Annotated in this window: 23 protein-coding genes and 1 pseudogene; 13 read left to right on the top strand and 11 right to left on the bottom strand. The window is 70.3% G+C overall.

The features are described 5' to 3' along the window. Positions 1-57: 57 nt before the first annotated feature. Complete coding sequence (locus tag ACTWQD_RS17420; RefSeq protein ID WP_443197383.1) at positions 58-906, top strand: alpha/beta fold hydrolase; 849 nt, start codon at positions 58-60, stop codon at positions 904-906. Here ACTWQD_RS17420 and ACTWQD_RS17425 read toward each other — a convergent pair. The 3 genes and pseudogenes from ACTWQD_RS17425 to ACTWQD_RS17435 all read right to left on the bottom strand — a co-directional run bounded on the left by ACTWQD_RS17425 (position 885) and on the right by ACTWQD_RS17435 (position 3,111). Next, positions 885-1,028, bottom strand: a complete 144-nt coding sequence (locus ACTWQD_RS17425) for a hypothetical protein (RefSeq protein ID WP_443197384.1) — start codon at positions 1,026-1,028, stop codon at positions 885-887. The genes ACTWQD_RS17420 and ACTWQD_RS17425 overlap by 22 nt on opposite strands. A gap of 2 nt (positions 1,029-1,030) precedes the next feature. Then, positions 1,031-1,436, bottom strand: a pseudogene (locus ACTWQD_RS17430) (TfoX/Sxy family protein). Between the two features lie 85 nt (positions 1,437-1,521). Next, positions 1,522-3,111, bottom strand: coding sequence for an alkaline phosphatase D family protein (locus ACTWQD_RS17435; RefSeq protein WP_443197385.1), 1,590 nt, complete (start codon positions 3,109-3,111; stop codon positions 1,522-1,524). A 222-nt stretch (positions 3,112-3,333) separates the two neighbouring features. Here ACTWQD_RS17435 and ACTWQD_RS17440 point away from each other — a divergent pair, with 222 nt between their 5' ends. Beyond that, positions 3,334-4,560, top strand: coding sequence for an acyltransferase family protein (locus ACTWQD_RS17440; RefSeq protein ID WP_443197386.1), 1,227 nt, complete (start codon positions 3,334-3,336; stop codon positions 4,558-4,560). A gap of 30 nt (positions 4,561-4,590) precedes the next feature. Here the strand turns inward: ACTWQD_RS17440 and ACTWQD_RS17445 are convergent, their stop codons facing one another. The 3 genes from ACTWQD_RS17445 to ACTWQD_RS17455 form a co-directional block, all read right to left on the bottom strand. After that, positions 4,591-5,583: a M14 family zinc carboxypeptidase gene (locus ACTWQD_RS17445; protein WP_443197387.1), complete on the bottom strand. Its 993-nt coding sequence runs from the start codon at positions 5,581-5,583 to the stop codon at positions 4,591-4,593. Between the two features lie 169 nt (positions 5,584-5,752). Further along, a complete protein-coding gene (locus tag ACTWQD_RS17450; RefSeq protein ID WP_443197388.1) occupies positions 5,753-6,157 on the bottom strand; it encodes a VOC family protein in 405 nt (134 codons plus the stop codon). A 38-nt stretch (positions 6,158-6,195) separates the two neighbouring features. Beyond that, positions 6,196-6,618: a helix-turn-helix transcriptional regulator gene (locus ACTWQD_RS17455; protein WP_443197389.1), complete on the bottom strand. Its 423-nt coding sequence runs from the start codon at positions 6,616-6,618 to the stop codon at positions 6,196-6,198. A 247-nt stretch (positions 6,619-6,865) separates the two neighbouring features. Between ACTWQD_RS17455 and ACTWQD_RS17460 the strand changes: the two genes are divergently transcribed. After that, positions 6,866-7,069 carry a cold-shock protein gene (locus tag ACTWQD_RS17460; RefSeq protein ID WP_056738746.1) on the top strand — a complete coding sequence of 68 codons (204 nt, stop codon included), beginning with the start codon at positions 6,866-6,868 and terminating at the stop codon, positions 7,067-7,069. Here the strand turns inward: ACTWQD_RS17460 and ACTWQD_RS17465 are convergent. Next, entirely contained in the window at positions 7,066-7,482 is a 417-nt protein-coding gene (locus ACTWQD_RS17465) for a DUF1905 domain-containing protein (protein WP_443197390.1), read from the bottom strand. The genes ACTWQD_RS17460 and ACTWQD_RS17465 overlap by 4 nt on opposite strands. Positions 7,483-7,521: 39 nt before the next feature. Then, positions 7,522-9,342, bottom strand: a complete 1,821-nt coding sequence (locus tag ACTWQD_RS17470; RefSeq protein ID WP_443197391.1) for a tetratricopeptide repeat protein — start codon at positions 9,340-9,342, stop codon at positions 7,522-7,524. Positions 9,343-9,484: 142 nt separating this feature from the next. Here ACTWQD_RS17470 and ACTWQD_RS17475 point away from each other — a divergent pair, with 142 nt between their 5' ends. Both ACTWQD_RS17475 and ACTWQD_RS17480 read left to right on the top strand, forming a co-directional pair. Continuing rightward, positions 9,485-9,679 carry a hypothetical protein gene (locus ACTWQD_RS17475; RefSeq protein WP_443197392.1) on the top strand — a complete coding sequence of 65 codons (195 nt, stop codon included), beginning with the start codon at positions 9,485-9,487 and terminating at the stop codon, positions 9,677-9,679. Positions 9,680-9,816: 137 nt separating this feature from the next. Further along, complete coding sequence (locus ACTWQD_RS17480) at positions 9,817-10,572, top strand: ZIP family metal transporter (protein WP_443197393.1); 756 nt, start codon at positions 9,817-9,819, stop codon at positions 10,570-10,572. A gap of 61 nt (positions 10,573-10,633) precedes the next feature. Here the strand turns inward: ACTWQD_RS17480 and ACTWQD_RS17485 are convergent, their stop codons facing one another. After that, positions 10,634-10,816, bottom strand: coding sequence for a PspC domain-containing protein (locus tag ACTWQD_RS17485; RefSeq protein ID WP_443197394.1), 183 nt, complete (start codon positions 10,814-10,816; stop codon positions 10,634-10,636). Between the two features lie 61 nt (positions 10,817-10,877). Next, on the bottom strand, positions 10,878-11,543 hold the full coding sequence (locus ACTWQD_RS17490) for a TetR/AcrR family transcriptional regulator (RefSeq protein ID WP_443197395.1): 666 nt from the start codon (positions 11,541-11,543) through the stop codon (positions 10,878-10,880). A 227-nt stretch (positions 11,544-11,770) separates the two neighbouring features. Here ACTWQD_RS17490 and ACTWQD_RS17495 point away from each other — a divergent pair, with 227 nt between their 5' ends. From ACTWQD_RS17495 to atzF, 5 genes are all read left to right on the top strand, one after another. Then, positions 11,771-13,288 (top strand): amino acid permease, encoded by a 1,518-nt coding sequence (locus ACTWQD_RS17495; protein WP_443197396.1) that lies wholly within the window; start codon positions 11,771-11,773, stop codon positions 13,286-13,288. Positions 13,289-13,373: 85 nt separating this feature from the next. Then, a complete protein-coding gene (locus ACTWQD_RS17500; protein ID WP_443197397.1) occupies positions 13,374-14,249 on the top strand; it encodes an urea amidolyase associated protein UAAP1 in 876 nt (291 codons plus the stop codon). Next, on the top strand, positions 14,246-14,950 hold the full coding sequence (locus ACTWQD_RS17505; RefSeq protein WP_443197398.1) for an urea amidolyase associated protein UAAP2: 705 nt from the start codon (positions 14,246-14,248) through the stop codon (positions 14,948-14,950). The genes ACTWQD_RS17500 and ACTWQD_RS17505 overlap by 4 nt, the downstream gene beginning before the upstream one ends. After that, complete coding sequence (gene uca / locus ACTWQD_RS17510; protein WP_443197399.1) at positions 14,947-18,711, top strand: urea carboxylase; 3,765 nt, start codon at positions 14,947-14,949, stop codon at positions 18,709-18,711. Before ACTWQD_RS17505 ends, uca begins: the two co-directional genes overlap by 4 nt. After that, positions 18,708-20,648, top strand: a complete 1,941-nt coding sequence (atzF, locus tag ACTWQD_RS17515) for an allophanate hydrolase (RefSeq protein WP_443197400.1) — start codon at positions 18,708-18,710, stop codon at positions 20,646-20,648. Before uca ends, atzF begins: the two co-directional genes overlap by 4 nt. Before the next feature lie 289 nt (positions 20,649-20,937). On the opposite strand, the gene ACTWQD_RS17520 is transcribed toward atzF, so the two are convergent. Then, positions 20,938-21,831 (bottom strand): glucose 1-dehydrogenase, encoded by an 894-nt coding sequence (locus ACTWQD_RS17520; RefSeq protein ID WP_443197401.1) that lies wholly within the window; start codon positions 21,829-21,831, stop codon positions 20,938-20,940. Between the two features lie 667 nt (positions 21,832-22,498). On the opposite strand from ACTWQD_RS17520, the gene ACTWQD_RS17525 reads away from it, so the two are divergent. The 3 genes from ACTWQD_RS17525 to ACTWQD_RS17535 all read left to right on the top strand — a co-directional run bounded on the left by ACTWQD_RS17525 (position 22,499) and on the right by ACTWQD_RS17535 (position 24,573). Continuing rightward, entirely contained in the window at positions 22,499-23,650 is a 1,152-nt protein-coding gene (locus tag ACTWQD_RS17525; protein ID WP_443197402.1) for a TerC family protein, read from the top strand. Then, a complete protein-coding gene (locus tag ACTWQD_RS17530; RefSeq protein ID WP_443197403.1) occupies positions 23,647-23,988 on the top strand; it encodes a winged helix-turn-helix domain-containing protein in 342 nt (113 codons plus the stop codon). Before ACTWQD_RS17525 ends, ACTWQD_RS17530 begins: the two co-directional genes overlap by 4 nt. A gap of 84 nt (positions 23,989-24,072) precedes the next feature. Then, positions 24,073-24,573, top strand: a complete 501-nt coding sequence (locus tag ACTWQD_RS17535) for a hypothetical protein (RefSeq protein ID WP_443197404.1) — start codon at positions 24,073-24,075, stop codon at positions 24,571-24,573. Positions 24,574-24,645 lie beyond the last annotated feature (72 nt).

Here is a 24,645-nt window from a genome sequence, read left to right on the forward strand (position 1 = left end):
GGCTGCGAACGACCACCATCTGGCACCACCCGCCGACACACGAACAAAGAGGTTTCCATGTCGCTGCTTACCAGAGCCCTTTCCATTGCCGCCGCCGCTGTCCTGGCCGGATCCCTGACGGCGGCTCCCGCCCAGGCGGGCACCCTGGATATTGCCCAGCCCGGCGCCAACGACTGGACCTGCAAGCCCTCGGCCGAGCACCCGTATCCTGTCATCCTGGTGCCGGGCACCTTCGAGAGCATGGCGAAGAACTGGTCCACCCTGTCCCCGTACCTGAAGAGCAAGGGGTACTGCGTGTTCGCGCTCAACTACGGCGAGACGAACGGCGTGTACGCCACCGCGCCGGTGGCTGATTCCGCGAAGGAGCTTGCCCCGTTTGTGGACGCGGTCATGGCTGCCACCGGCGCCAAGAAGGTGGATCTGGTGGGCCACAGCCAGGGCGGCATGATGCCGCGCTACTACATGGGCTTCCTGGGCGGCGCCAAGAATGTCCATCACCTGGTGGGCATCGCCCCCTCCAACCACGGCACCAAAGGCGTGATCGTCCCGCCGCCGGGATTCCTCCCGCCTCCGGACTACACCGCGTTGAACTGTGCGTCCTGCGCCGACCAGCAGGCCGGATCGGCCTTTATGCAGCAGCTCAACTCCATCGGCGACACCGTGGCCGGACCCTCCTACACCGTCCTCTCCACGGTCTACGACGAAGTGGTGATCCCCTATAACAGCCAGTTCCTCAGCGGCCCGGCCCGGCAGGTCACCAACATCACCATCCAGGACAAGTGCCCGGCCGACGTCTTCGAGCACGACCAGACCCCGAACGACCCCGTGGTGCACCAGTTCGTGGCCCACGCCCTGGGACAGGCCGCCGGCCCGGCCGATCCGGCCTACCAGCCCGCCTGCCTGTAGCCGCCACCAGCGCGGGCAACATCGCCGCATATCCTCGCGGCGCTGGTGGCGAGGCCGGCCTGCCCCGCACCGATCACCAGGGTGTCCACCACGTGGTCCGGTTCCGCGCCGGGGGAGTGCATGGCTACTTCTTCGCGGCCTTCGCGCCCGCGGCCTGGGCGTTCGACGCCGGTTTGGGCGCCTTGGGCGGCAGCGCGGCCACATGCTCGAACGCCTTCTCCACCCCAGGCCTTCGCCCGGGCGTCGTCGCCGTCGCCCTCGGCGTTCCAGACCTCGGGCAGCCCGGTGTAGCCGCCCATGGGCCGCTCGGCCGGGCCGAACGGCACGGTCCGCTCGGTGCGTTCGAGCAGTTCCTTGTCCGCCGCGCCCAGCTTCACGCCGATGGTGGGGCCGAACAGGCCGGCGAACATGTTGCCGTTCACGAACGCGCCCAGGTTGCCGAACATCGGCTTGACCACCACCCCGGGATGGTCCGGCACCACCGCGCGGAAGTGCTCCTTGTCGGCGTTTGACGCTTGGGGCATGTCCATGGGGTTCCTCGGGTAAATGAGCTGCATCGGACGGGTCTTCCTGCAGGATAAACCCGCGGCCGGGCACGGTACAGCCGCCCCGGTGTTACCCCCGCGCCACCAGCCCCGGCACCCCGTCCCGGATCTCAAACGACGCCTTCGTGCGGACGGGAGCGCCCGGCGTCGTGACGAAGTCCAGCGTCCGGAAGTCTGCGGTCATCGCGTCCTTAGTGATCCGCGTGTTCACGTAGCCGCGGTTGTCGTTGTAGAACTTCAGGTGCGGGTTCCACGCCATCACCGGGTCCGTGGTGGAGCCTGAGCCGTTGCCGGTGGACGTGATGGACGTACAGACCAGTTCCGAGCCGACCACGGGAGACGCCGGGTCTCGGTAGTCCACCTTGACGTCGTTGGCCCAGTTCCGGTGCACGTCGCCGGTCAAGACGACGGCGTTGCGCACGTTGGCGTCCACCCAGCCCTGCGTGATGCGGCGGCGGGACGCGGCGTAGCCGTCCCACCCGTCCATGGAGACGTCGTCGATCTCCGGCGCCCGGTTCCGGTCCTTCTCGGCGAAGAACACCTGCTGGCCCAGGATGTCCCAGCGCTGCGTGGAATTCCGGAAGCCGTCCAGCAGCCACCGCTCCTGCTCCGCACCGGTGATGGTGCGGTCCTCGGCCAGTCGCTCGGCCACATTCTTCTTCCAGCCGTCGCCGGCGAGCTGGTCGTCCCGGTACTGCCGGGTGTCCATCATGTGGAAGTTGGCCAGCTGGCCCCACTGGATGGTGCGGTAGATCTTCATGTCGAACTCGGCCGGCACGGACGAGGCCCGCAGCGGCATGTTCTCGTAGTACGCCTGGAACGCGGCCGCGCGGCGCTGCCGGAACCGCTCGGTGGTGTCGTTCAGCTGCCCGGCATCCCGGTTCTCCGGGATCTCGTCCGCCCAGTTGTTGTCCACCTCGTGGTCGTCCCACACCACCAGCCACGGCGCCACCGCGTGCGCGGCCTGCAGGTCGGCGTCGGCCTTGTACTGGGCGTGCCGCTGCCGGTAGCCGGCCAGGCTGGTGGTCTCCGGACCCTCGTGGTCGCGCGGGTTGCCGCCGCCGATCACATAGCTGTCCTTCTTGTACTCGTACAGGTAGTCGCCCAGGTGCAGCACCAGGTCCGGGTGGTCCTGCGCCAGCCGGGCGTAGGCGGTGAAGTAGCCGTGCTCGTACTGCGCGCAGCTGGCGAACGCCATGGCCAGCGCCGCGGGCGTCTCGTGCAGCGCCGGGCTGGTGAGCGTGCGGCCCACAGCGCTGAGGTGCCGGCCGGTGCGGAACCGGTAGAAGTATTCGCGCCCCGGCCGCAGGCCCCGCACCTCCACGTGCACCGAGTGCGCGGTTTCGATCCGGGCGTGTTCGACGCCGCGCGCCACTACGGTGCGCATGCCCGCGTCCTCGGCCACTTCCCACGCCACCGCGACGTTGCGAGACGGCATCCCGCCCAGGCCGTCCCCGGCCACCGGGTCCACAGCCAGCCGGGTCCAGATCACGAAGCCGTCCGGCCACGGCTCGCCGGAGGCGATGCCCAGCAGGAACGGATCGGTGCGGAGACCGGCGTCGTCGGCGGTGGAAACGGCGACGGCGGCACCCGGCCAGGCGGCGACGAGCCCGGCCCCGAGGCCGGCGGAGAGGAGGGATCTGCGTGAAATGTTGTCCATGCCGTCGAACCTACGGACGCCGGTTGGACACCGCCTGAGGACGATGTGAATGACCGGTTAACTGCGTGACAAAAACTGTTGATTGAGGACCGGCGGGCGCCTTGGACCCTTCAAGGGCAGGCCGCGGGCTGACGGATGCGGTGCCGTCCGGCCGCCGTAAACCGGCGCGGTGAAGGCCGTCCGGCCGGGAGCCTAATGTAACGAACTGGTAACATAGGGCAGATGCCGAATCAGTCTGGAAAAACACGGGTCACGCAATTGGACGGCCTGCGCGGGATCGCCGCGCTGGTGGTGGTCGCCTGCCACCTGCTCTCCGTCCTGCCCGGAATCGGGAAAGTCGTCTCCGACGACCGGACCGCGCCGCTCAGCGCCGCGGGGGACTGGGCCGTGTTCTCGCCGCTGCACATCCTCTGGAACGGCACCCCGGCCGTCCACGTCTTCTTTGTGCTCTCCGGCTTTGTGCTGATCCTGCCGTTTACCAAGGCTGCGTCCGGCAGGAGCTGGGCGCCGTACTACGCCAAACGCCTGCTCCGCCTGTACCTCCCGGCCTGGGCGTCCCTGGCCGTGGCGGTGGCGCTGATCGTGCTGATTCCCCGCACGGAGTCGCCGCTGCAAAGCTACTGGGCGGACATGTTCGTGGTGGACCCCACGCTTGGCCGCGTCGCGAAGGACAGCCTGCTGCTGCTGGGCGCCAGCACCGTCAACACCCCGCTGTGGACGCTGCGCTGGGAGGTCGCGTTCTCCCTGCTGCTCCCCGTGTACGTTTTTGTGGCGCTCCGCTGGCGGCGCTTCTGGCACCTGAAGCTCGGGATTGTCCTGGCGCTGGCCGCCGCGGGTGCGGCGCTGAATGCCGACTGGTTGATCTACCTCCCCATCTTCGCCATCGGCGCCATCCTCGGCGTTGAGCGGGACCGGATCCACGACCTGACGCGGCGCTGGCCCCGGCTCATCTGGCTGCCGGTCACGGCCGCCGGGCTTCTCCTGGCCAACGCCGAGTGGATCAGCCGCGGCGAGCCCGTCCCGGGGGTCGAGGCGCTCATCACCGTGGGCTCGACCCTGATTGTCCTGGTGTTCCTGCTGACCTCCCCGGCGAAGAAGCTGGGGGACACGGCCGTGGCCCAGTGGCTGGGCAAGATCTCCTTCAGCCTCTACCTGGTGCACCTGCCGGTCATCCTGGCCTGCGTTACCCTGCTGCGGTCGGTCTCGCTGCCGCTGGCGCTCGCCGTCGCCGCCGTGGCCTCGTTCGGTGCCGCCGAGCTGTTCTACCGCTTTGTGGAACAGCCCGCGCACCGTGTCTCGATCGCCGCGGGGCGAGCGATGGAGCGCCGAACCGGGCGCAACGACCGCCGCGACGCCCCGGGCATTCCCGACGCCGGCGCTGCCCCGGACAGGCGGGACAGCCCGCCCGCCCGGGTGATGGCCGAGGCGGGGTCCGGCCGCAGCAGCTGACGGACCGCCCCGGCAGCAGCCAGCCGGAACCTACTCCGCGGTGCGGGTGGTCTGCTCCGCGAGGGTGTCCCAGAACGAGGTATCGGCTGTGGCGATGGAGCCGTCGGCGATGGCCCGGGCCGTGGCGTCCAGGGTGACAACGGTCTGCTTGATGAGATAGCCGTTGCTCTTCTGGCCGAGCACCGCGGATTCCCTGGTGTTGTCCGACATGCCGCGCATTTCGAACAGGATGGTCGAAATGCCGTATTCCACCGCGATGCCGTTACGGCTGATGGTTTCGGCATCCCCGCCGACGTACCTGCCAAGGTGGCCCCACCCGGTGGAGTCGACGGCGTCGAACACCACGGCCCCCAGACGCTTGGAGCCTTCCAGCACGGCAGGGTCGACGTTGGGTGTGGTGGGGTAGAGGATCGACCCCGACACCAGCTCCCCGTCCCGTTCGCTCTGCGTCCCCTGGTGATGGAGATCAATCATGTAGTCGACGTCGTAGGCACGCATCACGTTGTCGTGCAGCGCCTTCGTCTCCGGCTCGAGCTTGTCCACATGGTCACGGTTCAGGTCCACGTTGTTCGCATTGGTCCGCGTCAGGGTCCTGCCGCCGTCAGCGATGTAACCGTCCAGCGGGAAGTCGACATCCCCCATGGCGCCGTCGGGATTGAGCATGGGTACCACCAGGATGTTCACGCCGTCGAGAACTCCCTGGGCCTTGGCCGTCCCCAGATGCTTGATGAACTCCAGGGCCCCCTCCGTGGTCAGCTGTTCGTTGCCGTGCTGCTGCGTCAGGTAGAGGATGGTCGGGTTGTCAGGGTCGGTGATGTACTTCGCCAGGTACAGGTCGCGGCCCTTGACCGACTGGCCGATCACTTCGAGCTCCAGCGCGGACTGCCGCGCGTCCTGCTTCTGCAGTTCTGCAACTACCTCGTCATAGGAGCGCAGGATCGAGGTGTTGACTGTCTCATTGCCCCCGTAGTTGGGGCCCTCGCCCACCGCAAAGGCCGGAGCGGCAGCGGTTGCGCCAGACATAAGCACGACCGCCAGCGAGAGTGCAGCGAATTTCCTGGGTGCGTTCAAGATGTTCCTCCAAACAGTGGATATGACAAGCTGAGTCAAACCCCACCGCTTGGTTGTGTCAAGCAGTTGACACCGACGTCCGCGAGCACGCCAAAGGAGAAGCCGGCTCCGCGCCCCCGGGCTACGCGGCCTCGTTGAAGCGGACCATGTTGCCGGACGGGTCGCGGAACGCGCAGTCCCGCGGGCCCCACGGCTGGACGATGGGCTCCTGGAGCACCTCCGCGCCTGAGGCCCGGACCGACTCGAACGTGGCGTCCAGATTGTCGGTGCGGAACACCAGGACGGGGAGCGCGCCCTTGACCAGCAGCTGCTGGAGGGCGTCGCCGTCGTCCTTGGAGCGGCCGGCGTGCGGCTCGGAGAGCACCAGCTCCAGGTCCGGCTGGGCGTCGCTGCCCAGGGTGACCCAGCGCTGGCCGTCGGAGCCGACGTCGTTCCTCACCTCCAGGCCCAGCACATCCCGATAGAACGCGAGCGACTCGTCGAGGTTGTTGACGGTGATTTGTGCGTACTGCAGTGAAATGTTCATGCCCTTCACGCTATTACCGCGGCGTGAGGGGCGCTTCTTCAATCCTGCTCGGATTGGACGCGCTGCGTCCGGGGCGGCCGGGTGCGCAGCCGGGCGATGCACGGCGGCATGGCCTGCGCGGCATGGTGCTCCAGGGACCGGTACTCACTGGGCGGCATGCCGACGATCTCGGTGAACCGGGAACTGAACGAGCCCAGCGACGTACACCCCACCTCCATGCACGCCTCCGTCACGCTGGCCCCGGCCCGGAGCAGCGCCATGGCGCGTTCGATCCGCCGGGTCATGAGGTAGTTGTACGGGGTCTCGCCGTAGGCCGCCTTGAACTGGCGGGAGAAATGCGCCGGAGACATGAGGGCGCCGGCGGCCATGGTGGGCACGTCCAGCGGCAGGGCGTAGTCGCGGTCGATCAGGTCGCGGGCCCGGCGAAGGTGCGCCAGGTTGGCCAGCTCCTGCGGTGTCATGCGGCCATTGTAGGTCCGCCCGCGCCGCCGGTCAGCGGACTGCGGGCGGCGTCCCCGAGGCCGCTTGGTAATGCGCCCCGCAAATCTGCTGTAGTGTGGAACCTGTTGTTGTGTTTATGCAGTTCGTAGTTCAGGCAGTACGCACGGTCGAAAGCCCGTGTTCTTCTGAAGCAGCGGTTTTGAGCACCCCACACCGGAGGACCCGAAAGTCGGGACTTTTCCTCCACCTTCACGAAGGACAAAAATAATGGCTACTGGTACCGTCAAATGGTTTAACGCTGAAAAGGGCTTCGGCTTCATTTCCCCCGATGACTCCTCGCAGGACGTTTTCGCGCACTACTCCGCGATCAACTCCTCCGGCTTCCGCTCCCTCGAAGAGAACCAGAAGGTCTCCTTCGAAACCGAGCAGGGCCCCAAGGGTCCCCAGGCTACCAACATCCAGGCTCTCTAATTTCCTAGAGATCCGGGACCGTTAGGTTTCGAGCAGGGCCCGTCTTCGGACGGGCCCTGCTTTTTGTTAACCCGGGCGTGCTTCGCCGGGTGTGACAGGCCCGGCGTTTCACCGCCGTCTTCCAGGACCAGTTCGACGTCGGCCGTGTCCCCCGCGGCCAGGCCCGCCGCCGTCCTGACCGCCTTCTTCACCGGCAGCAGGTACGAGCCGCTCGCGGCGTCCGGGAACACCGACGTGGACCACCGCTGCCCGGCGATGCACGCGGTCACCTTGATCGAGCCGAACGCCTTGGCGAACGGGGCCGCGTCCTCCCGCAGTTCCTCCGCCACCTCCCGCGGCAGCGTGATGAAGTGCCACCCAGCTTCCCCGGGGTAGAGCCACAGCTCGGCGCGGAACGCGTACGACGTCGTCATGGCTTGAGTATCGCAGGCGGCGGCTGCCGCGGCAGCCTCTTACAACGCGGCACCGTGCCGCGTGGCCAGGTACGCGTCCAGCGCCGGGTTGTCGATCTCCTTTGCCAGCCACGGCACCGCCTGCGCCGCGGCCTCGTCCCCGAGCGCCGCCCGGTGTGACAGCGCCCGCACCGCGAACTCCCGCATTCCGCTCCGGCTGGCCAGCGCCGCCAGCCGGTCCACGAACCCCGGAGCCCGCGGGGACCCCATGGCGAGGAAGACCTCCGCCGCGGCGTCCAGCAGCCGGGCTGTGTACCAGAGGTACCACGGCTTGGGTTCCAGCCCCCGGTCGATCCAGTGCTCCGCGGCCGCTAGGTCGCCGTGCGCCAGGAACAGCCGGGCCTCGGCACCCGCGGCCAGGGCCAGGTAGCAGTGGTCCCCGGCCAGCTCGGCCATCACCCAGGCCCGGTCGATCAGGGCGGCCGCTTCCTCCAGCCGGCCCGCCGCGAGATGGACCTCGCCCCGCACCCCGGCGACGAACGGTTCGAACGCCGTCCAGTGTTCCGCCGCGACCCCGGCCAGCGCCCGGTCCAGGGCGGCCGCCGCCAGCTCCAGGTCCCCGCGCAGCAGGTGGACCCGCCCCAGCAGGGCGTCGCTGAACGCCTGCTGCCTGCGGTTCCCCACCTCCCGCGCCAAACGGCCCGACTCGGCGAACGCGCCCACCGCATCCCCGTAGTGTGCGGTGTCCGAGGCCAGCATGCCCTGGATCGCCAGGATCCGGGCCTGCTCCTCCGGGATGCCCTGCGCCGCCTGCATGGCCCGCTCCAGCCAGCCGGCCGCCCGGTCCGGCACCCCGCGCTGGACCGACAGGTACCCCAGCTCCCGGAGGGCCGCGGCGGCCGTCCGGGAGACGCCGTCGGGCGCTTCCGCGGACAGCGCCCGGTGCAGGAAGTCGGCCACCTCGGCGCCGCGGCCGCCCGCCTGGTGGATCAGTGCCCCGGCCAGCGTCACCAGCGACTCGGCCACCAGGTGCCGGTCCGGGGCGGGCTGCCCGGCGCGCTGGGCCAGGACGACGGCGAGCCGCAGCTGGTCCAGCCCCCGGTCGACGGCGCCCGCGGACAGGGAGGCGCTGCCGGCGTCAAGGTAGGACCGGACGGTGGCCGCGGTGGCGTGCAGCTCGGGGTCCGCCACCGGCTCGGAATCGGACAGGGCGCGCCGGACCTCCGCCGGCAGCGGCAGGCCCAGCTCGCGGTGGTACAGGTCCGCGCATTTAGTGACCTCCTCCCGCGCCCGCCGGTGCTCGCCGAGGGCCACCAGCGCCTTCACCAGGACGGCGGTGCAGTCGGCGTGGAACGGATCCCGGCGCAGGGCCCGGGAAGCGAGCTCGACGGCGTCGGCCGGGGCACCCGCGGCGAGGGCGGCCAGCGACCCCTCGTACAGCAGCGACTGGACGCAGTTCTCCAGCCGGTACCGCTGGTCCGCCAGCCAGGAATCAAAGACGGGGCTGTCCGCGAAGGAGAGGCCCTCCATCAGCTGGCCCTCGAACCGCCGCGGATCCGCACCGCCGCCGGGGGTGGCGCCCACCAGCTCCAGCGCGTCGCAGTGCCAGGGCGGCAGGACGGCCAGCCGCAGCGGGTCGCCGGTGAGGGAGATGCCTGGGAGGGTGCGGCGCAGCTCGGACAGGTTCCAGCGCAGGGCGCCCAGCGGGTCCGCGGCGTCCGGGAACAGCAGGGTGGCGGTGCGGCCGCGGCTGGCGCCGTCCGGTTGGAGGGCGAGGTAGGCCAGCACAGCCCAGGCTTTGCGGCCTTTGGGCTGTGGGGGAGCGGCGCCTGGGGACTCGATCCTGGGCGGACCGAGGAGCCGGATCCATGTCTCGGCCATGGGGTTAATTTTACGCCCGGAGGGCTGTGCGGGCGCCTGTTTCGGTGCCCGTCCTGGGGTTGGGGAACTCACACGGTTGCTCACACGGCCCCTGCCGACACTGGAGACATCCCATCCGCACTACCCCCGCTAGGAAATGAAAATGGAACTGTTTGTAGTCCTGCTGTTCGGACTGATTGTTGCCGCCGGCACCGCCACGGTCCGCGCGGTGCTCCGGGACGGCCACGGCCACACGCCGGTGGTGCGGTCCACGGAGTCGTGGTCCGCCGGCAGCCTGCCCAGCGAGCCTTTCACGTCGTCGCTGGCCTGGTACCTGCCGGGCTCGCGCGTGCAGTAGGGCGGGTCCGCCGCCGCGGTGCTTCGTCACTTCAGCGCCCGGATCTGCAAGACTTCTTGAGGGTGGCCGGCGGCTCAGCGCCGGGCGCCTTCTCACATTTCAGCTAGCAGGCTTCGCGGCCGCGGAAGGTACAACGCATGCCGATGTGGGCGCAGGCCATGTTCTGGGGAACGCTGGCGGGCGGGGCTCTGGTCCTCGGCGCCGCGCTGGCCTGGAAGTGGGCCATCCCCGCGAAGCTGGTCTCCTCGATCATGGCCTTCGGCGCCGGTGTGCTCATCTCCGCCCTCGCCTTCGAACTGGTGGACGAGGCAGTCCAGGGCGGCGGGCTGTGGCCCACCGTGGCAGGGTTCCTGGCCGGCGCCGTGGTCTACGTCAGCGCGAACGCCCTGCTGGCGCGCTCCGGGGCCAAACACCGGAAGCGGTCCGGGGGAAAGCAGCCCTCCGAAAAGGACAGCCCCGGCAGCGGCACGGCCATCGCCGTCGGCGCCCTTTTGGACGGCATCCCGGAATCGGTGGTTTTGGGACTGGGGCTGATCACGGCCGGGGCCGTCAGCCCCGCCATGCTCGCGGCCGTCTTCATCTCCAACGTCCCCGAAGGGCTCTCCAGCACGGCCGGCATGAAAAAAGCCGGCCGCAGCGCCGGGTACGTTTTTGGCGTCTGGGGCGGGATCGCCCTGCTCTGCGGCGCTGCGTCGCTCCTGGGCTACACCGCGCTGGAGAGCGCTCCTGAGGAAGCGGTCGCGTTTATCACCGCCGTGGCCGCCGGCGGGATCCTGGCCATGCTGGCCGACACCATGATTCCCGAGGCGTTCGAGGAACACCACAACCTCACCGGCCTGGTGGCCGCCGTCGGGTTCCTCAGCGCGTTCACCATCCACCACGTGGGCGGGTAGCGGGCGGATTCGCGCGGCCGGTCTTCGTGCGGCGGCCGAGCGCCGCCGTCGGGCGTGCGTTCTACTTGGCCTTGGGGATGAGGATCCACAGCACGATGTAGGCGAGCTCGCCCACGCCGAACAGGCCGAAGAACACGAACCCGACGCGGACCAGCGTGCGGGAGATGCCGAAGCGGTCGGCGAGGCCTGCGCACACGCCGGCGATGACCCTGCCCCTCGGGGGCCTAACCAGTGATCGTTCCATCCAGCCAACGTAGCAGTGCGGCCGGCCCGTGAGAACAGCGCCGGGTCCCTGATTCGGCCGCTCAGCCGGCCTGACGGATGAGCGCCGCGCTTTCCGTCCGGACCGCGGGCAGACTGTCCGCCAGCCCGCTGAGCACGATGCCCGCGTCCGCCGCCTGCAGCGGGGATTCCGGGGTGGCCAGCCCGTCGGCGCGAAGGCTCACCAAGGACTCCACCAGCCGGAAGGCCAGATCCCCGTTCTGTTCCGGGCCGGCCCAGCCGTTGCCCGGAAGGTCAGCCCCCAGCTGCCGGTACAGGCCACGCAGTTCCCGGCGGTCGGCCATGAAGCTGCCGAACCGGGCGCTGCGCGCCTCCGGCAGGTTGTAAAGCACCCCAAGGTTCCAGCGGGCGTTGCACAGCTGGGTGCCGTCATAGAGGGCGACGGCGTGCAGCCGCGCCGCCGGGCTGCTGCCATCACCGCTGCCGGCGCACACCGCCCGGGCGAAGGCGAGGCCGCCGGCCACGGTGCCGGCCAGCAGGACCTCAAGGATGTCGTCCTTGGTGCCGAAGTGGTGGTAGAGCGATGACTGGCGGATCCCGACGGCGTCCGCGATGGACCGGGTGGAGGTGGTGGCGTACCCCTGGGTGGTGAAGAGCTCGGCGGCGGCGTCGAGGATTTCCTCGCGGGCGGTGGCCCCCGGTCGGGAGGGTTGCTGCTTGCGGGGGCGCCCCGGGCCGGTACTGGTCACGGCATCATTCTTGCACCCCAACGGGACCTTCCGGTGCCCCCTGCAGGACGGTGAGGCCGCGGAAACACGGCGGAAATATTCTGTCTATCCACCTTTTACACGGGGGAAACGAGTTCGGGATGTCCGGCTGGAAAACTATCAATTGACCGGTATTCCGCAGGGTTGGGCCCAGCGCTGCAGTTGCCGGAACACCTCAATCCCCACGCCGTCCAGCCCCGGAGATTCCGATGACCACCACAGTTCTTCCCTCATCCGCGCAGACGGATGATGCAGACCTCACGTCGCTTGGCTACGAGCCGTCCCTGCACCGCAAACTGGGCCGCTACGCCTCCTTCGCGGCAGGCTTCTCCTTTGTTTCCATCCTGACCACCATCTTCCAGCTCTTCGCGTTCGGCTATTCCTTTGCCGGCCCGGCCTTCTTCTGGACCTGGCCGGTGGTGCTGATCGGCCAGCTGCTGGTGGCCCTGAACTTCGCGGAGCTCGCGGCCCGCTACCCGCTCTCCGGCGCGGTGTACCAGTGGGCCCGGCGCGTGGGCGGTGAAACGGTGGGCTGGTTCGCCGGCTGGTTCATGGCCCTGGCGCAGGTGGTCACCGCCGCCGCGGCCGCCATCGCCATGCAGGTGGTGCTGCCCCAGCTCTGGGACGGATTCCAGCTGGTGGGCGGCGACCCCGCCCTCAACACCACCACCGGCGCCGCGAACGCCGTCGTCCTCGGCGCCATCCTGCTGGTGGTCACCACCGTGATCAACTCCTTGGGTGTGAAGCTGATGGCCCACGTGAACTCGGTGGGCGTAACGTGCGAGATTGTGGGCGTCATCGCCGTGATCCTGGCGCTGATCACCGCCGCCCAGCGCGGACCCGACGTCGTGATGGACACCACCGTCCTGGCCGGCTCCGACCTCGGCGCGGTGGGCGCGTTTATGGTCTCGGGCCTGATGGCCGCCTACGTGATGGTGGGCTTCAACTCCGCCGGCGAGCTCTCCGAGGAGACCAAGTCCCCGCGGCGCACCGCACCCCGGACCATCCTGTCCGCCCTGGTCATCTCCGGGATCGGCGGGGCGCTGATGATCGTGACGGCGCTGATGGCCGCCCCCAGCCTCGACGACGGCCGGCTCGCCGCCGAGGGCCTGCCCTACGTGCTGACCGCCGTACTGGGCACCTTCTGGGGCAAGGTGCTCCTGGTGGACGTGGCCGTCGCCATCTTCGTCTGCACCCTGGCCATCCAGACCGCAGGCTCGCGCCTGGTCTTCTCCATGGCCCGCGACGGCAAACTGCCGGCCTCGGCCCTGCTCGCCTCCGTCCACCCCACCCGCGGCACCCCGATGTGGCCGTCCATCGCCATCGGCGCCCTGGCCGTGGGTGTCCTCGCCATCAACGTCGGCAATGCCGCCCTCTTCACCACGCTCTGCAGCGTCTGCATCGTCATGGTGTACATCGCATACCTCCTGGTCACCGTGCCGCAGCTCCTCAACCGCCTCCGCGGCGACTGGGACCGGGTGGGCCAGACCATGCCGGCCGGGCTGTTTTCGCTGGGACGGTGGGGACTGCCCGTCAACATCCTCGCCGTGCTCTACGGCGCCGTGATGGTGGCCAACCTCGCCTGGCCCCGGCCCGAGGTCTACGACCCCTCCGGCGAAAACGGCATCCTGCTCTATTCGGCGCCGCTGATGGTGGGCATTGTGCTCCTGCTCGGCGTCTGGATCCGCCGCTCCAGCTCCCGCGCCAGCTCCCGCGTTGCAGCCTGACTTCCGCCACCCTTCACCCCCTCAAACCCCAGATCCGCCCGCCCCGGCACCCGCCGCCACCGCGGAACCAGACCCCAGGACTGACATGACACAGACCATCGAAACACCCAGCACATCCACCACAGCAGGGGCCCGCGCCCACGCTCGGGAACAGCACGGGCGCACCACGGACACCATGCGGCACGTCCCGGCAGGAACCGCCCCGGCCCGGCTCACCGCAGGGTTGACCGAGGCCGCCGTCGCCCGCCTGTCCTGGGCCGAATCCGTGGCCTTCGGCCGCTACACCGCGCTGCCGCTGGCCCGCGGCACCCGGCTCCGGCTCACCGACACGGACGGGGACGCCTGCGTCCACGTCCTGCTCTACCGGGCCGGGGCACTGCACGAACGGCTCAACGTGGCGGACACGGTCAAGGTCCCGTGGCAGGCGTACCCCACAGCCGGTCACCCGCTGCTGTCCGACGCCGGCCGGCTCATGGGCACGATCGTGGCCGACACGTCTGCCCGCCACGACGCCCTCACCGGAACCACCACGCTGGCCGGGAACGCGGCCCGGTACGGCGCCGGAACAGCCCACAGCCCCTCGCCCGCCGGGCGGGAACTGCTGACCCTCGCCGCGCTGAAACAGGGGCTGGCCGCCCGGGACGTGGCGCCGTCGCTCTCCCTGTTCAAAGGCATCCGGGTGGACCCGGACGGCAGCATCCGCTTCACCGGGGCAGCCGGCGCCGGAGCCGCCGTCGAGATCCTCCTGCAGATGGACACCGTGGTGCTCCTCGCCAACACCGCCCACCCCCTGGACCCCCGCCCGGAGTTCACCGGGACCGCCGTCGACGTCGTCGCCTGGCACGCCCCGGAAGACCTCAGGCTGCTGGAGGACGGCCTCCTGACCGGACCGCTGGCTGCCGAACACCGCCAGGCGCTCCACAACACCGACCACGACCTCACCGCAAGGACCGCCCGATGAACACCGTGACCCACCCCGTGACCGAATCCCTGACCCCCGCGACCGGCACCCGTCCCGGAGCCCGCCAGACAGCGCTCGCGGACGGCGCCGTCGTCCTCGACGAGTACGTGGAAGCCCGCGGGCCTTGGTCCGCCGTGGTGGCCGCCGGGGATGTCCTGACCATCGTGGACCTGGACGGCAACCAGGCCGTGGACTGCCTGCTTTACGCCGCGAACGACACGGAGATCCGCTACTCCGCGGCCGTCACCCTCGCCGCACAGCGCTCCATTGTGCTGACCACCGGCTCCGTGCTCCGCTCCGACGCCGGCGTGCCGCTGATGACAGTGGTGGCCGACGAGGTGGGAGTGCACGACACCATCGGCGGGGCCTGCTCGCAGGAATCCAACACGCTGCGCTACGGGCAGCACACCCGCGACCAGCACGCCTGCGTGGAGAACTTCCTGATCGAGGGATCCCGCTGGGGGCTGGGCAAACGCGACCTGGTCTCCAACATCAACTGGTTCATGAATGTCCCGGTGGACCCGGACGGGGCCCTCGGCATCGTCGACGGCCTCTCCGCGCCCGGCAAACGGGTGGCCCTGCGGGCGGAGACCGACACCCTGGTGCTGGTCTCCAACTGCCCGCAGGTCAACAACCCGTGCAACGGCTTCAACCCCACGCCTGTCCGCATGATCGTCACCCGCCCGGAGGCCGCCCTGTGAACCGCTTCGACACCCCACTGTTCGACACCCTGCTCGTCGCCAACCGCGGCGAGATCGCCTGCCGCATCATCGACTCCGCCCGCGCCCTCGGGCTGCGCACCGTGGCAGTGTTCTCCGAGGCGGACCGCGGCGCCCGCCACGTCCGGCTGGCCGACGAGGCCGTGCTCCTGGGCCCGGCCCCGGCCAAGGACTCCTACCTCAAGGTGGAGGCCCTGCTCGCCGCCGCCGCCGCCACGGGCGCCGGCGCCATCCACCCCGGTTACGGGTTCCTCTCGGAGGACGCCGGCTTCGCGGAAGCCGTGGAGGCCGCGGGCCTGGTCTTTGTGGGCCCGACGCCGGAACAGCTCCGGATCTTCGGCACCAAGCACACCGCCCGCGACGCCGCCCGCGCCGCCGGCGTGCCCATGATCGCCGGGTCGGGCCTGCTCCCGGACATCGACGCCGCCGTACTCGCCGCCCGGGACATCGGCTTCCCGATCATGCTCAAAGCCACGGGCGGCGGCGGCGGCATCGGGATGACCGTGTGCCGCACCGAGGACGAGCTCACGGAGAGCTACCCCCGGGTGGCCCGCCTGGCCGGCGCGAGCTTCAGCACCGCCGGCGTCTTCGCCGAGCGCTACGTGGAGCACGCCCGGCACGTGGAGGTGCAGATCTTCGGCGACGGCGCCGGCCGGGTGGTGAGCCTGGGGGACCGCGACTGCTCGCTGCAGCGCCGCCACCAGAAAGTACTGGAGGAAGCCCCCGCCCCGGACCTGCCCGCGGCACTCCGGGAGGAGCTGCACCGCAGCTCCCGGGCGCTGTGCGCGTCGCTGGACTACCGGTCCGCCGGGACCGTGGAGTTCGTCTACGACCCGGTCCGGCAGGAAGCCTCCTTCCTGGAGGTCAACGCCCGCCTGCAGGTGGAGCACCCCGTCACCGAAGCAGTCACCGGCGTCGACCTGGTGGAGTGGATGCTCCGGCTGGCCCAGGGCGGCACCGAGGCGGCCGGCGTGCTGGCCGGGCTGCCGGACGGGCTTCCGGTCTCCGGGTCCGCCGTCGAGGCCCGGCTCTATGCCGAAGACCCGGCCCGCAACTTCCAGCCCAGCTCCGGGACCGTGACCAACGCCGCCTATCCTGGCGCTGGTTTCCCCGGGGCGGAGGGTGTGCGCGTGGACGCCTGGGTGGAGACCGGCAGCGAGGTGTCCACCAACTACGATCCGCTCCTGGCCAAGATCATCACCACCGGCGCGGACCGCACCCAGGCCTTTGACCGGCTCGGCGCCGCGCTGAAAGCCACCCGGATCGACGGCATCGAAACGAACCTCGGGATGCTCCGGGCCGTCACCGGGCTGGACGTGGTCCGCGATGCCGCCCACTCCACCGGAACCCTCAACGACCTGGGCGACCCGGAACCCCGGATTACCGTCGAGCGGCCCGGGCTGCAGACCTCCGTCCAGGACTGGCCCGGCCGGGCCGGGCTGTGGCAGGTGGGTGTGCCGCCGAGCGGTCCGATGGACGACCTGTCCTTCCGGCTGGGCAACCAGGCCCTGGGCAACGCCGAGGGCGCGCCCGGGCTCGAATTCACCATGACAGGCCCCCGCCTGGTCTTCACCCATGACACCACCGTCTGCGTGACCGGTGCCGGCACCACGCTGACCGTCAACGGGACGGACGTGCCTGCCTGGGAACCGGTGACGGTGCCCGCGGGAGGCACCCTGGACGTCGGCACCGCCGAAGGGTCCGGCCTGCGCGGCTACATCCTGTTCCAGGGCGGGCTGGACGTGCCGCAGTACCTGGGTAGCGCGTCCACCTTCACCCTGGGCCAGTTCGGCGGCCACGGTGGCCGGGTGCTCCGCGCCGGTGACGTGCTGCGGGCCGTGGCCCCGGCCGCCGGGGTTCCCGCCGGTTCCGTGGCCGCCGGTCCTGTGCCGCTGGACAGCCGGCCCGTGCTGGGCTCCGCCTGGGAACTGACCGTGGTGGAGGGCCCCCACGGCGCCCCCGAATTCTTCCAGCGCGAGGACATCGAGGACCTCTACGCCGCCAGCTATGAGGTGCACTTCAACTCCGCCCGGACCGGCGTCCGGCTCATCGGCCCCAAGCCGCGGTGGGCCCGCAACGACGGCGGCGAGGCAGGACTGCACCCGTCCAACATCCACGACACCGCCTACTCGGTGGGCGCCCTGGACTTCACCGGCGACACCCCCATCCTGCTCGGCCCGGACGGCCCCAGCCTGGGCGGCTTCGTCTGCCCCGTGACCGTCGTGACGGCCGACCGCTGGAAGCTGGGACAGCTGCGCCCGGGTGACACCGTCCGGTTCGTGCCGGTGGAAGCCCGCCGGGCGTCGTCGGCGAAGGACCTGGGGCCGGGCCGGCAGCTGGTGCTGCCGGGGGACGCCGGCTGGTCCGGTACCGGCCCGGCGCCGTCGGCCGGGATCCGGCGCGGAGACGGCGACGACGGCGTGCTGGGCCGGGTGCCCGAGGCTCCCGGCCGGCCGGCTGTCACCTACCGCCGTTCCGGCGATGACAACCTCCTGGTCGAATATGGCGACATGGTCCTGGACCTCAGCCTGCGGGCCCGCGTGCACGCGCTGCACCAGCACCTCGAGCAGCTGCGCATGCCGGGCATTGTGGACCTCACCCCGGGGATCCGGTCCCTGCAGATCAAGGTGGACCCCACCGTCCTCCCCGCCCCTCGGCTCCTCGGCCTGGTGCAGGAAATCGAAGCCGCCCTGCCGGCCAGCTCCGAGCTGGTGGTCCCCAGCCGCACCGTGCGTCTGCCCCTGTCCTGGGATGATCCCGCCACCCGCGAGGCCATTCAGCGCTACATGGCCGGCGTCCGGGACGACGCCCCGTGGTGCCCGTGGAACATCGAGTTCATCCGGCGCATCAACGGCCTGGACTCCGTAAACGACGTCTTCGACACCGTCTTCAACGCCGAGTACCTGGTGCTGGGACTGGGCGACGTGTACCTGGGCGCCCCGGTCGCCACACCGCTGGACCCGCGCCACCGCCTGGTCACCACGAAGTACAACCCGGCCCGGACCTGGACGCCGGAAAACGCCGTCGGCATCGGCGGGGCGTACATGTGCATTTACGGGATGGAAGGACCCGGCGGCTACCAGTTCGTCGGCCGGACCACCCAGGTCTGGTCCCGCTACGCCGACGCCGCGCCGTTCGAACCGGGCTCGCCCTGGCTGCTGCGGTTCTTTGACCGCATTTCCTGGTACCCGGTCAGCCCCGAAGAGCTCCTGGACCTGCGTGCCGACATGGCCGCCGGCCGGGGACGCGGCGTCGAGATTGAGGACGGCACCTTCTCCCTGGCCGACCATGAGGAGTTCCTGGCCCGGAACAGCGGGTCCATCGCGGCGTTCCGGGAACGGCAGGCCGCCGCGTTCGCCCTCGAACGCCAGGACTGGGCGGACGCCGGCGAGTTCGACCGCGCGGACGCCGCGGCCGCCGTCGTGCCCGCTACCGAAGAGTTGGTGGTGCCCGACGGGGCCACCCTGGTCTCTGCCCCCTTCGCCGCGAGCGTGTGGAAAGTGGATGTCAGCGCGGGGGACCGCGTGGTGGAGGGCCAGCCGCTGGTCTCACTGGAGGCGATGAAGATGGAAACGGTGCTGGCCGCCCCGTGCGACGGCGTGGTGCAGCAGGTGCTGCCGGCGGCGGGTTCCCAAGTGGTGGGAGGTGAGGCCCTGGTGGTGATCGGGCTTCCCGCGGAGGACCCCACCGGCCAGCCCGCGGGAGACCCCGCGGCCAAGGAACTGGAAGGTGCGGCAGCATGACGTCAACGAATGCCACAACCACTGACCGGGTGCGGGCGGCGCTCGCCGCCATCGAGGCGGTGGACCGGCCGGAAATCTGGATCACCGTCCGGCCGGCGGAGGACCTGCTGGCTGAGGCCGCGCGGGTTGATGACGCGGTGGCCGGCGGCGCGGACCTGCCCCTCGCCGGACTGCTGCTCGCCGTGAAGAACAACGTGGACGTGGCGGGGATCGACACCACGGCCGCCTGCCCCGGGTTTGCCTACCAGCCGGAGCAGGACGCCCAGGCCGTGGCCCGGCTCCGGGCAGCCGGGGCGGTGGTGGTGGGAGCGGCCAACCTGGACCAGTTTGCGACCGGGCTGGTGGGGACACGCAGCCCGCACGGCGCGGTCCGGGACGCACGCCGGCCGGACCGCATTTCCGGCGGGTCGAGCTCCGGCTCCGCCGTGGCCGTGGCGTTGGGGCTGGTGGACCTCGCGATCGGCACCGACACGGCTGGTTCGGGGCGCGTTCCCGCCGGCTTCCAGGGCATTGTGGGCATCAAAGCCACGCTGAACGTGGTGTCCACCGCCGGGGTGGTCCCCGCCTGCCGCTCCTGGGACGCCGTGACCATCTTCGCTCGGGACCTCGCCACCGCGGAGCTTGCCATGGGCATCATGGCCGGCGGCGCCCGGCCATGGCCTGCCGAGGTCCGGCTGGCGGCGCCGGCCCGTCCGCGGGTGGCCTATCCGGCCAGCCTCCCGGAGCTTCCGCCGGCCTGGGCCGACGAGTTCGGCCGGCAGATCGCCAGGCTTCGGGCCTCCGGTGTTGTGGCCGAGCCGATCGAGTTCGAGGCCTTCCTGCAGGCTGCACGCCTGCTGTACGACGGCGGGCTGGTGGCCGAGCGCTACGCCGCCGTCGGGGATTTCGTTGACGCCGCCCCGGGCGGTCCCGGACGTGCCGCCGGGCTGGATCCGACGGTGACCGGAATCATCCGCCGCGCCGGCCAGGTGACTGCGCACAGTTATGTCGCGGACACGGCCCGGCTGGAGGACTTGATGCGGCAGGCGATGGTGCGGCTGGAGGGGTTCGATGCCCTGGTCGTCCCCACGGCACCGTTCCACCCGAGCCTTGCGGACGTCGCGGCGGATCCGGTGGGGGTGAACTCCAGGCTGGGGACCTATACGAACTTCTGCAACCTGTTCGATCTGTGTGCCGTGGCAGTGCCTGCGGGCGAGGTGGAGGGGGCCCAGTTCGGACTCACCGTGGTGGGGCGCCCCTTCGACGACGCCGTGGTGGCTGACATTGCCCGCACCATTGAAGCCACCCCGCGGCCGCCGGCCTCGTTTGCGGCCGGGGCCGCCGCGGCGCGGCAGACGCCGTCAGGGGAGCCCTGGCCTGTCCGGGCCGGCGCGTCCGCAGTGCCCCTGGCCGTGGTGGGGGCACACCGCAGGGGCCAGCCGCTGGCCCACCAGCTCGAATCCCTGGGCGCCGCCTGGGCCGGGCCGATGCGGACCGCGGCCCGCTACCGGATGGTGCAGCTTGATACCGAGCCGCCGAAGCCCGGGGTGTACCGCTCGGAGGACGGGGCGGCGCTGGCGGCCGAGCTCTGGCTTGTGTCGGAGGCGGCGCTGGGCCGGTTCCTGGCGGCGCTGCCCGAGCCAATGCTGCTGGGGTCCGTGCGCCTGGACGACGGCACCAGCGCCGTGGGTTTCGCCTGCGACGCGCTGGCGGCTACGACCGGCACCGACATCACCCGGTACGGCGACTGGCTGGTTGCGCTGGAGGCCGCCCGGACCGGAACGGACGGTGCCGGAACGGACGGTGCCGGAACGGACGGTGCCGGAACGGACGGGCCCGGAGAGGGCCCTGGCAGCGGGGGCGCCAGCGGCGCTGGAAGAACCGGGCCTTCCTCGCCGGTGAGCGCCCTGGGCGGCGCGCTCCTGACAGGCTTCGCCAGGGGGCGTCAGCATTGCTGAACATCAGGACGTGGGGCGCGTGGCTCTTTTCAGGGCCCCACGGCGCTGCGGGGGACGGACCGCCGGCCGAGGCGCGCGACGCTGACCTGCAGTATTGGTGGCTGCTGCCGGGGGACATGTGCCTCAGTCCGGCGGCTGAGGACTCCGGGCGCCAGCTGCCGCGGCAGCGTGCGGGACAGGCCGCCGGGGCCCGTCCCGCGCGCCGGGGCGGGAGCTCCGCCGTCGGGCACTAACGCCAAGGGGCCCTCTCCCCGACTGCGGGAGAGGGCCCCAGAGGTGCCTGCGGGAGCTACGGGGTCGGCATGCCGCCGTTGACGTTCAGCGTCTCGCCCACCACGTAGCTGGACTCGGACGAGGCCAGGAATACGTAGGCCGGGGCCAGCTCGGCCGGCTGTCCGGCGCGGCCCAGCGGGGTCTCCTTGCCGAACTCCGGCAGGTCCTCGGTGAGCTGCCCGCCGCTGGGCTGCAGCGGGGTCCAGATCGGGCCGGGCGCCACGGCGTTGACCCGGATGCCCTTGGGCGCCAGCTGCTGGGCCAGACCCTTGGTGAAGTTGTTGATGGCGCCCTTGGTGGAGGCGTAATCCACCAGCGTCTCCGACGGGCTGTACGCCTGGATGGACGTGGTGTTGATGATGCTCGAGCCGGCCGGCAGGTGCGGCAGCGCTTCCTTGGTCAGCCAGAACATCGCGTACACGTTGGTCTTGTACGTGTGGTCGAACTGGACGTCGTCGATGTCTGCAAGGGCTTCCTGCGCCACCTGCTTGCCGGCGTTGTTCACCAGGATGTCCAGGCCGCCGAGCTCCTTGACCGCGGTTTCGACCAGCGCGCGGCACACGGACGAGTCCTTGAGGTCGCCGGGAACCTTGACCGCCTTGCGGCCGGCCTTCTCGATGAGGCCGGCGATCCGGGTGGCGTCCTCTTCCTCCTCCGGGAGGTAGGACATAACGACGTCGGCCCCCTCGCGGGCGAACGCGATGGCCGTGGCGGCGCCGATCCCGGAGTCCGCGCCGGTGATGAGCGCCTTGCGGCCCTCCAGCCGGCCGGTGCCGCGGTAGGTGTCCTCGCCGAGGTCGGCCTTGGGCGTCATCTTGGCGTCCAGGCCGGGTTCCGGCTGGCTCTGCTCGGGCGGAGTGATGTCTTCGTACGCGGTGACGGGGTTCCTGAACGTGTACTGGTCAGTCATGGTGCTCCTCCGGATCGTGGGACTTCTGCGCGGGCGGGTTACACGCCGCGCGCATGCTAAGCATGCTTACCATCCACCCTAGTCACCGCGGGGGAGGCAGCGCAACGAGGCGGCGGTGGGTGACACGGGGGCCACGTGGCGAAGCGGTTCGTGCCTCGTGGTGCGCTGCGAGTCCGGCGACGTGGCGACGCGGTTGTGCCTCGTGGTGCGCTGCGAGTCCGGCCACGTGGCGACGCGGTTTGTGCCTCGTGACGCGCCAATTACCCTGCGCGCTCGCATACCGGTAGCGTCTGGACGTTGGCGCCGCGCAGGACAGGAACCGCGTCGCAGGGTGAGGCAGCGCTGCGGCCAGGGGGATGGCGACGCGGTTCGTGCCTCGTGACGGGCCACTGACCCTGCGCGCCCGTATACCCGTAGCGTCAGGATCTTGGCGCCGCGCAGGACTCGAACCGCGTCGCAGGGAGAGGTGTGGCTGCAAAAGTAGGAAACCCCGCCGGACCGTTGCCTACCATAGGTGAAGTGTGCTTCACTTATTTGCACGGAGGGGAGTATCCCCGGAAATGTCCCGTCGTCAATACGGCCGACCCTGAGCGGCCCGGCGGGACAGGCTCCAAGAGCCGGGAAAGACCTCCAGTTAGTTGAACTGACTGGAAGCGGGTACTCCCTCATGAACGTTCCCCTATGGGCCTGGCTGGCCGTCATTGCCCTCATTGTCCTGATGCTCGCCGTCGACCTGTTTGCGCACCGCAGGGCGCACGTCATCGGCGTCCGGGAAGCCGCGCTGTGGTCCGGCCTCTGGGTCGCCATCGGCGTCGGCTTCGGTGCCGTGGTCTGGCACATCTACGGCGCGGAATTTGGCCAGCAATACTTCGCCGGATACCTAATCGAGAAATCCCTTGCCGTGGACAACGTGTTCATCTGGGCCATCATCTTCACGTACTTTGCCGTACCCCGCGAATACCAGCACCGGGTGCTGTTCCTCGGCGTCCTGGGCGCCCTGGTGTTCCGCGGCATCTTCATCGCGGCCGGCGCCGTGATCATCGCCAGCGCGGAGTGGGTGCTGTACATCTTCGCCGCCTTCCTGCTCCTCACCGGCTACCGGATGATCCGCGACCGCAACGACCACCTCGACCCGGAAAAGTCCCGGGCGCTGAACCTCTTCCGCCGGCGGGTGCCCATGACCGAGAAGTTCCACGGCCAGCGCCTGCTGATCCGCAAGAACGGCGTCCTGCTCGCCACCCCGCTGCTGGCCGTCCTGGTCCTGATCGAAGTCACGGACATCATCTTCGCCGTGGACTCCATCCCCGCGATCTTCGCCGTCACCGATGAGGTGTTCCTGGTCTTCACCGCCAACGCCTTCGCCATCCTGGGCCTGCGGGCCATGTACTTCCTGCTCGCCGACCTGATCCACCGCTTCATCTACCTCAAGATCGGGCTGGCGCTGGTCCTAATCTGGGTCGGCATCAAGATGCTCCTCAAGATCGACATCTTCTACATCCCCACACCGCTGTCCCTGGCCGTGATCGCCACCATCCTGGGCGTGTCCATCGGCGCCAGCCTCTGGGCCACCCGCGGCCAGGCCCGGAAGGCTCCCGAGGCGCCGGCCAACCCTCCGTTCGGCACAGCAACCCCCGCTGAGATCGCCGCGCTGGAGCCGCTGTGGCGGCGGCGCTCCAGCGCACGCGCCGGTACGGGCGCCGCTGGCCCTGGCGGGCATCAGGAGTCCGACGGCGGCGGGTCCGGCGCCGCTGCCCCCGCCGGCTCCGCCGGGGGACAGGCCCCGGAGCCGAACGAACCTGCGGAGCGGGAGCGCATGTGAGCGGTGACGCACCACAGCTGCCGGCGCGCCCGGGCTGGACGTTCCTGACGCACCACGGACACGTCCTGCTGGCGGTGGCGGCGGACCCGGAGGCCAAGGTCACCGAGCTCGCCGCCACGGTGGGGATCACGCCGCGCTCAGTCCTGCAGATCCTCAAGGACCTCGAGGACGGCGGCTACCTCCACCGGCGGCGGGACGGCCGGAGGACCCGCTACGCCATCGAACCCCACCAGCACTTCCGCCACCCCGCCGACGCGCACCGGGAGATCGACGGGCTGATCAGCCTCTTCACCGGCTCCGCACCGCCGGCGGAGGAGGATGCTGCGCAGGGCACTTAGCCGGCGGCCGCCGTCGAGCGCGGGCCCGGGCCCTGGTGGCTGGCGTCGCCTCCCGCGTTCGACGCCGACGGCCTCCACCGCCGCTTGGACGACCTGTCGAAACGCCTCTGGCCGGAACCGCCCACGGACGAGGAGGCCGACGCCGTCGTGCGGCCCGTCCATTGGCTGCTGGACCAGGCGGGCACCGACGGCCTGCAATTAACCCAGGACGGCTATCTCAAACCCGCTGTGGTCACCCAGGTCGTCCGCGACCTCGGCTGGGCCTACCGCTGGCCAGGGGCTGCGAACCGCGAAAGTCAGACCCTGCCCGTCCTGATGCTCCGGCAGCAGCTGCAGACCTGGAAACTGCTCCGGAAGAACAAGGGCCAGCTGGTCCTCTCGCCGCCTGATGGAGGGAGCCTGAGACAGCGGGCCGTGGGTTCGCCGCAGATTCCCCGGGTGTGGGCCAGTACACAGAATCCTGATTTCGCCGTTTCGGCCTGCGCTGGGCCCGGCGGGTGGCTGGGTTCGTTGTGGTGGCGGGGTTTTTGGGGGTGGTGGGGTGGTGTTGGGGGTGGATTTGTTTTGGTGGTGGTTCGTGTGTAAAGTTATTCGAGTCGCCGCCGCTGATGCGGAGAGAGTGCGACCGACCCCCTTCTGAATGGCCTGAAATATGGT

Origin of the sequence: Pseudarthrobacter sp. 1C304 (genome assembly GCF_052245515.1) — a bacterium.
Taxonomy (GTDB): domain Bacteria; phylum Actinomycetota; class Actinomycetes; order Actinomycetales; family Micrococcaceae; genus Arthrobacter.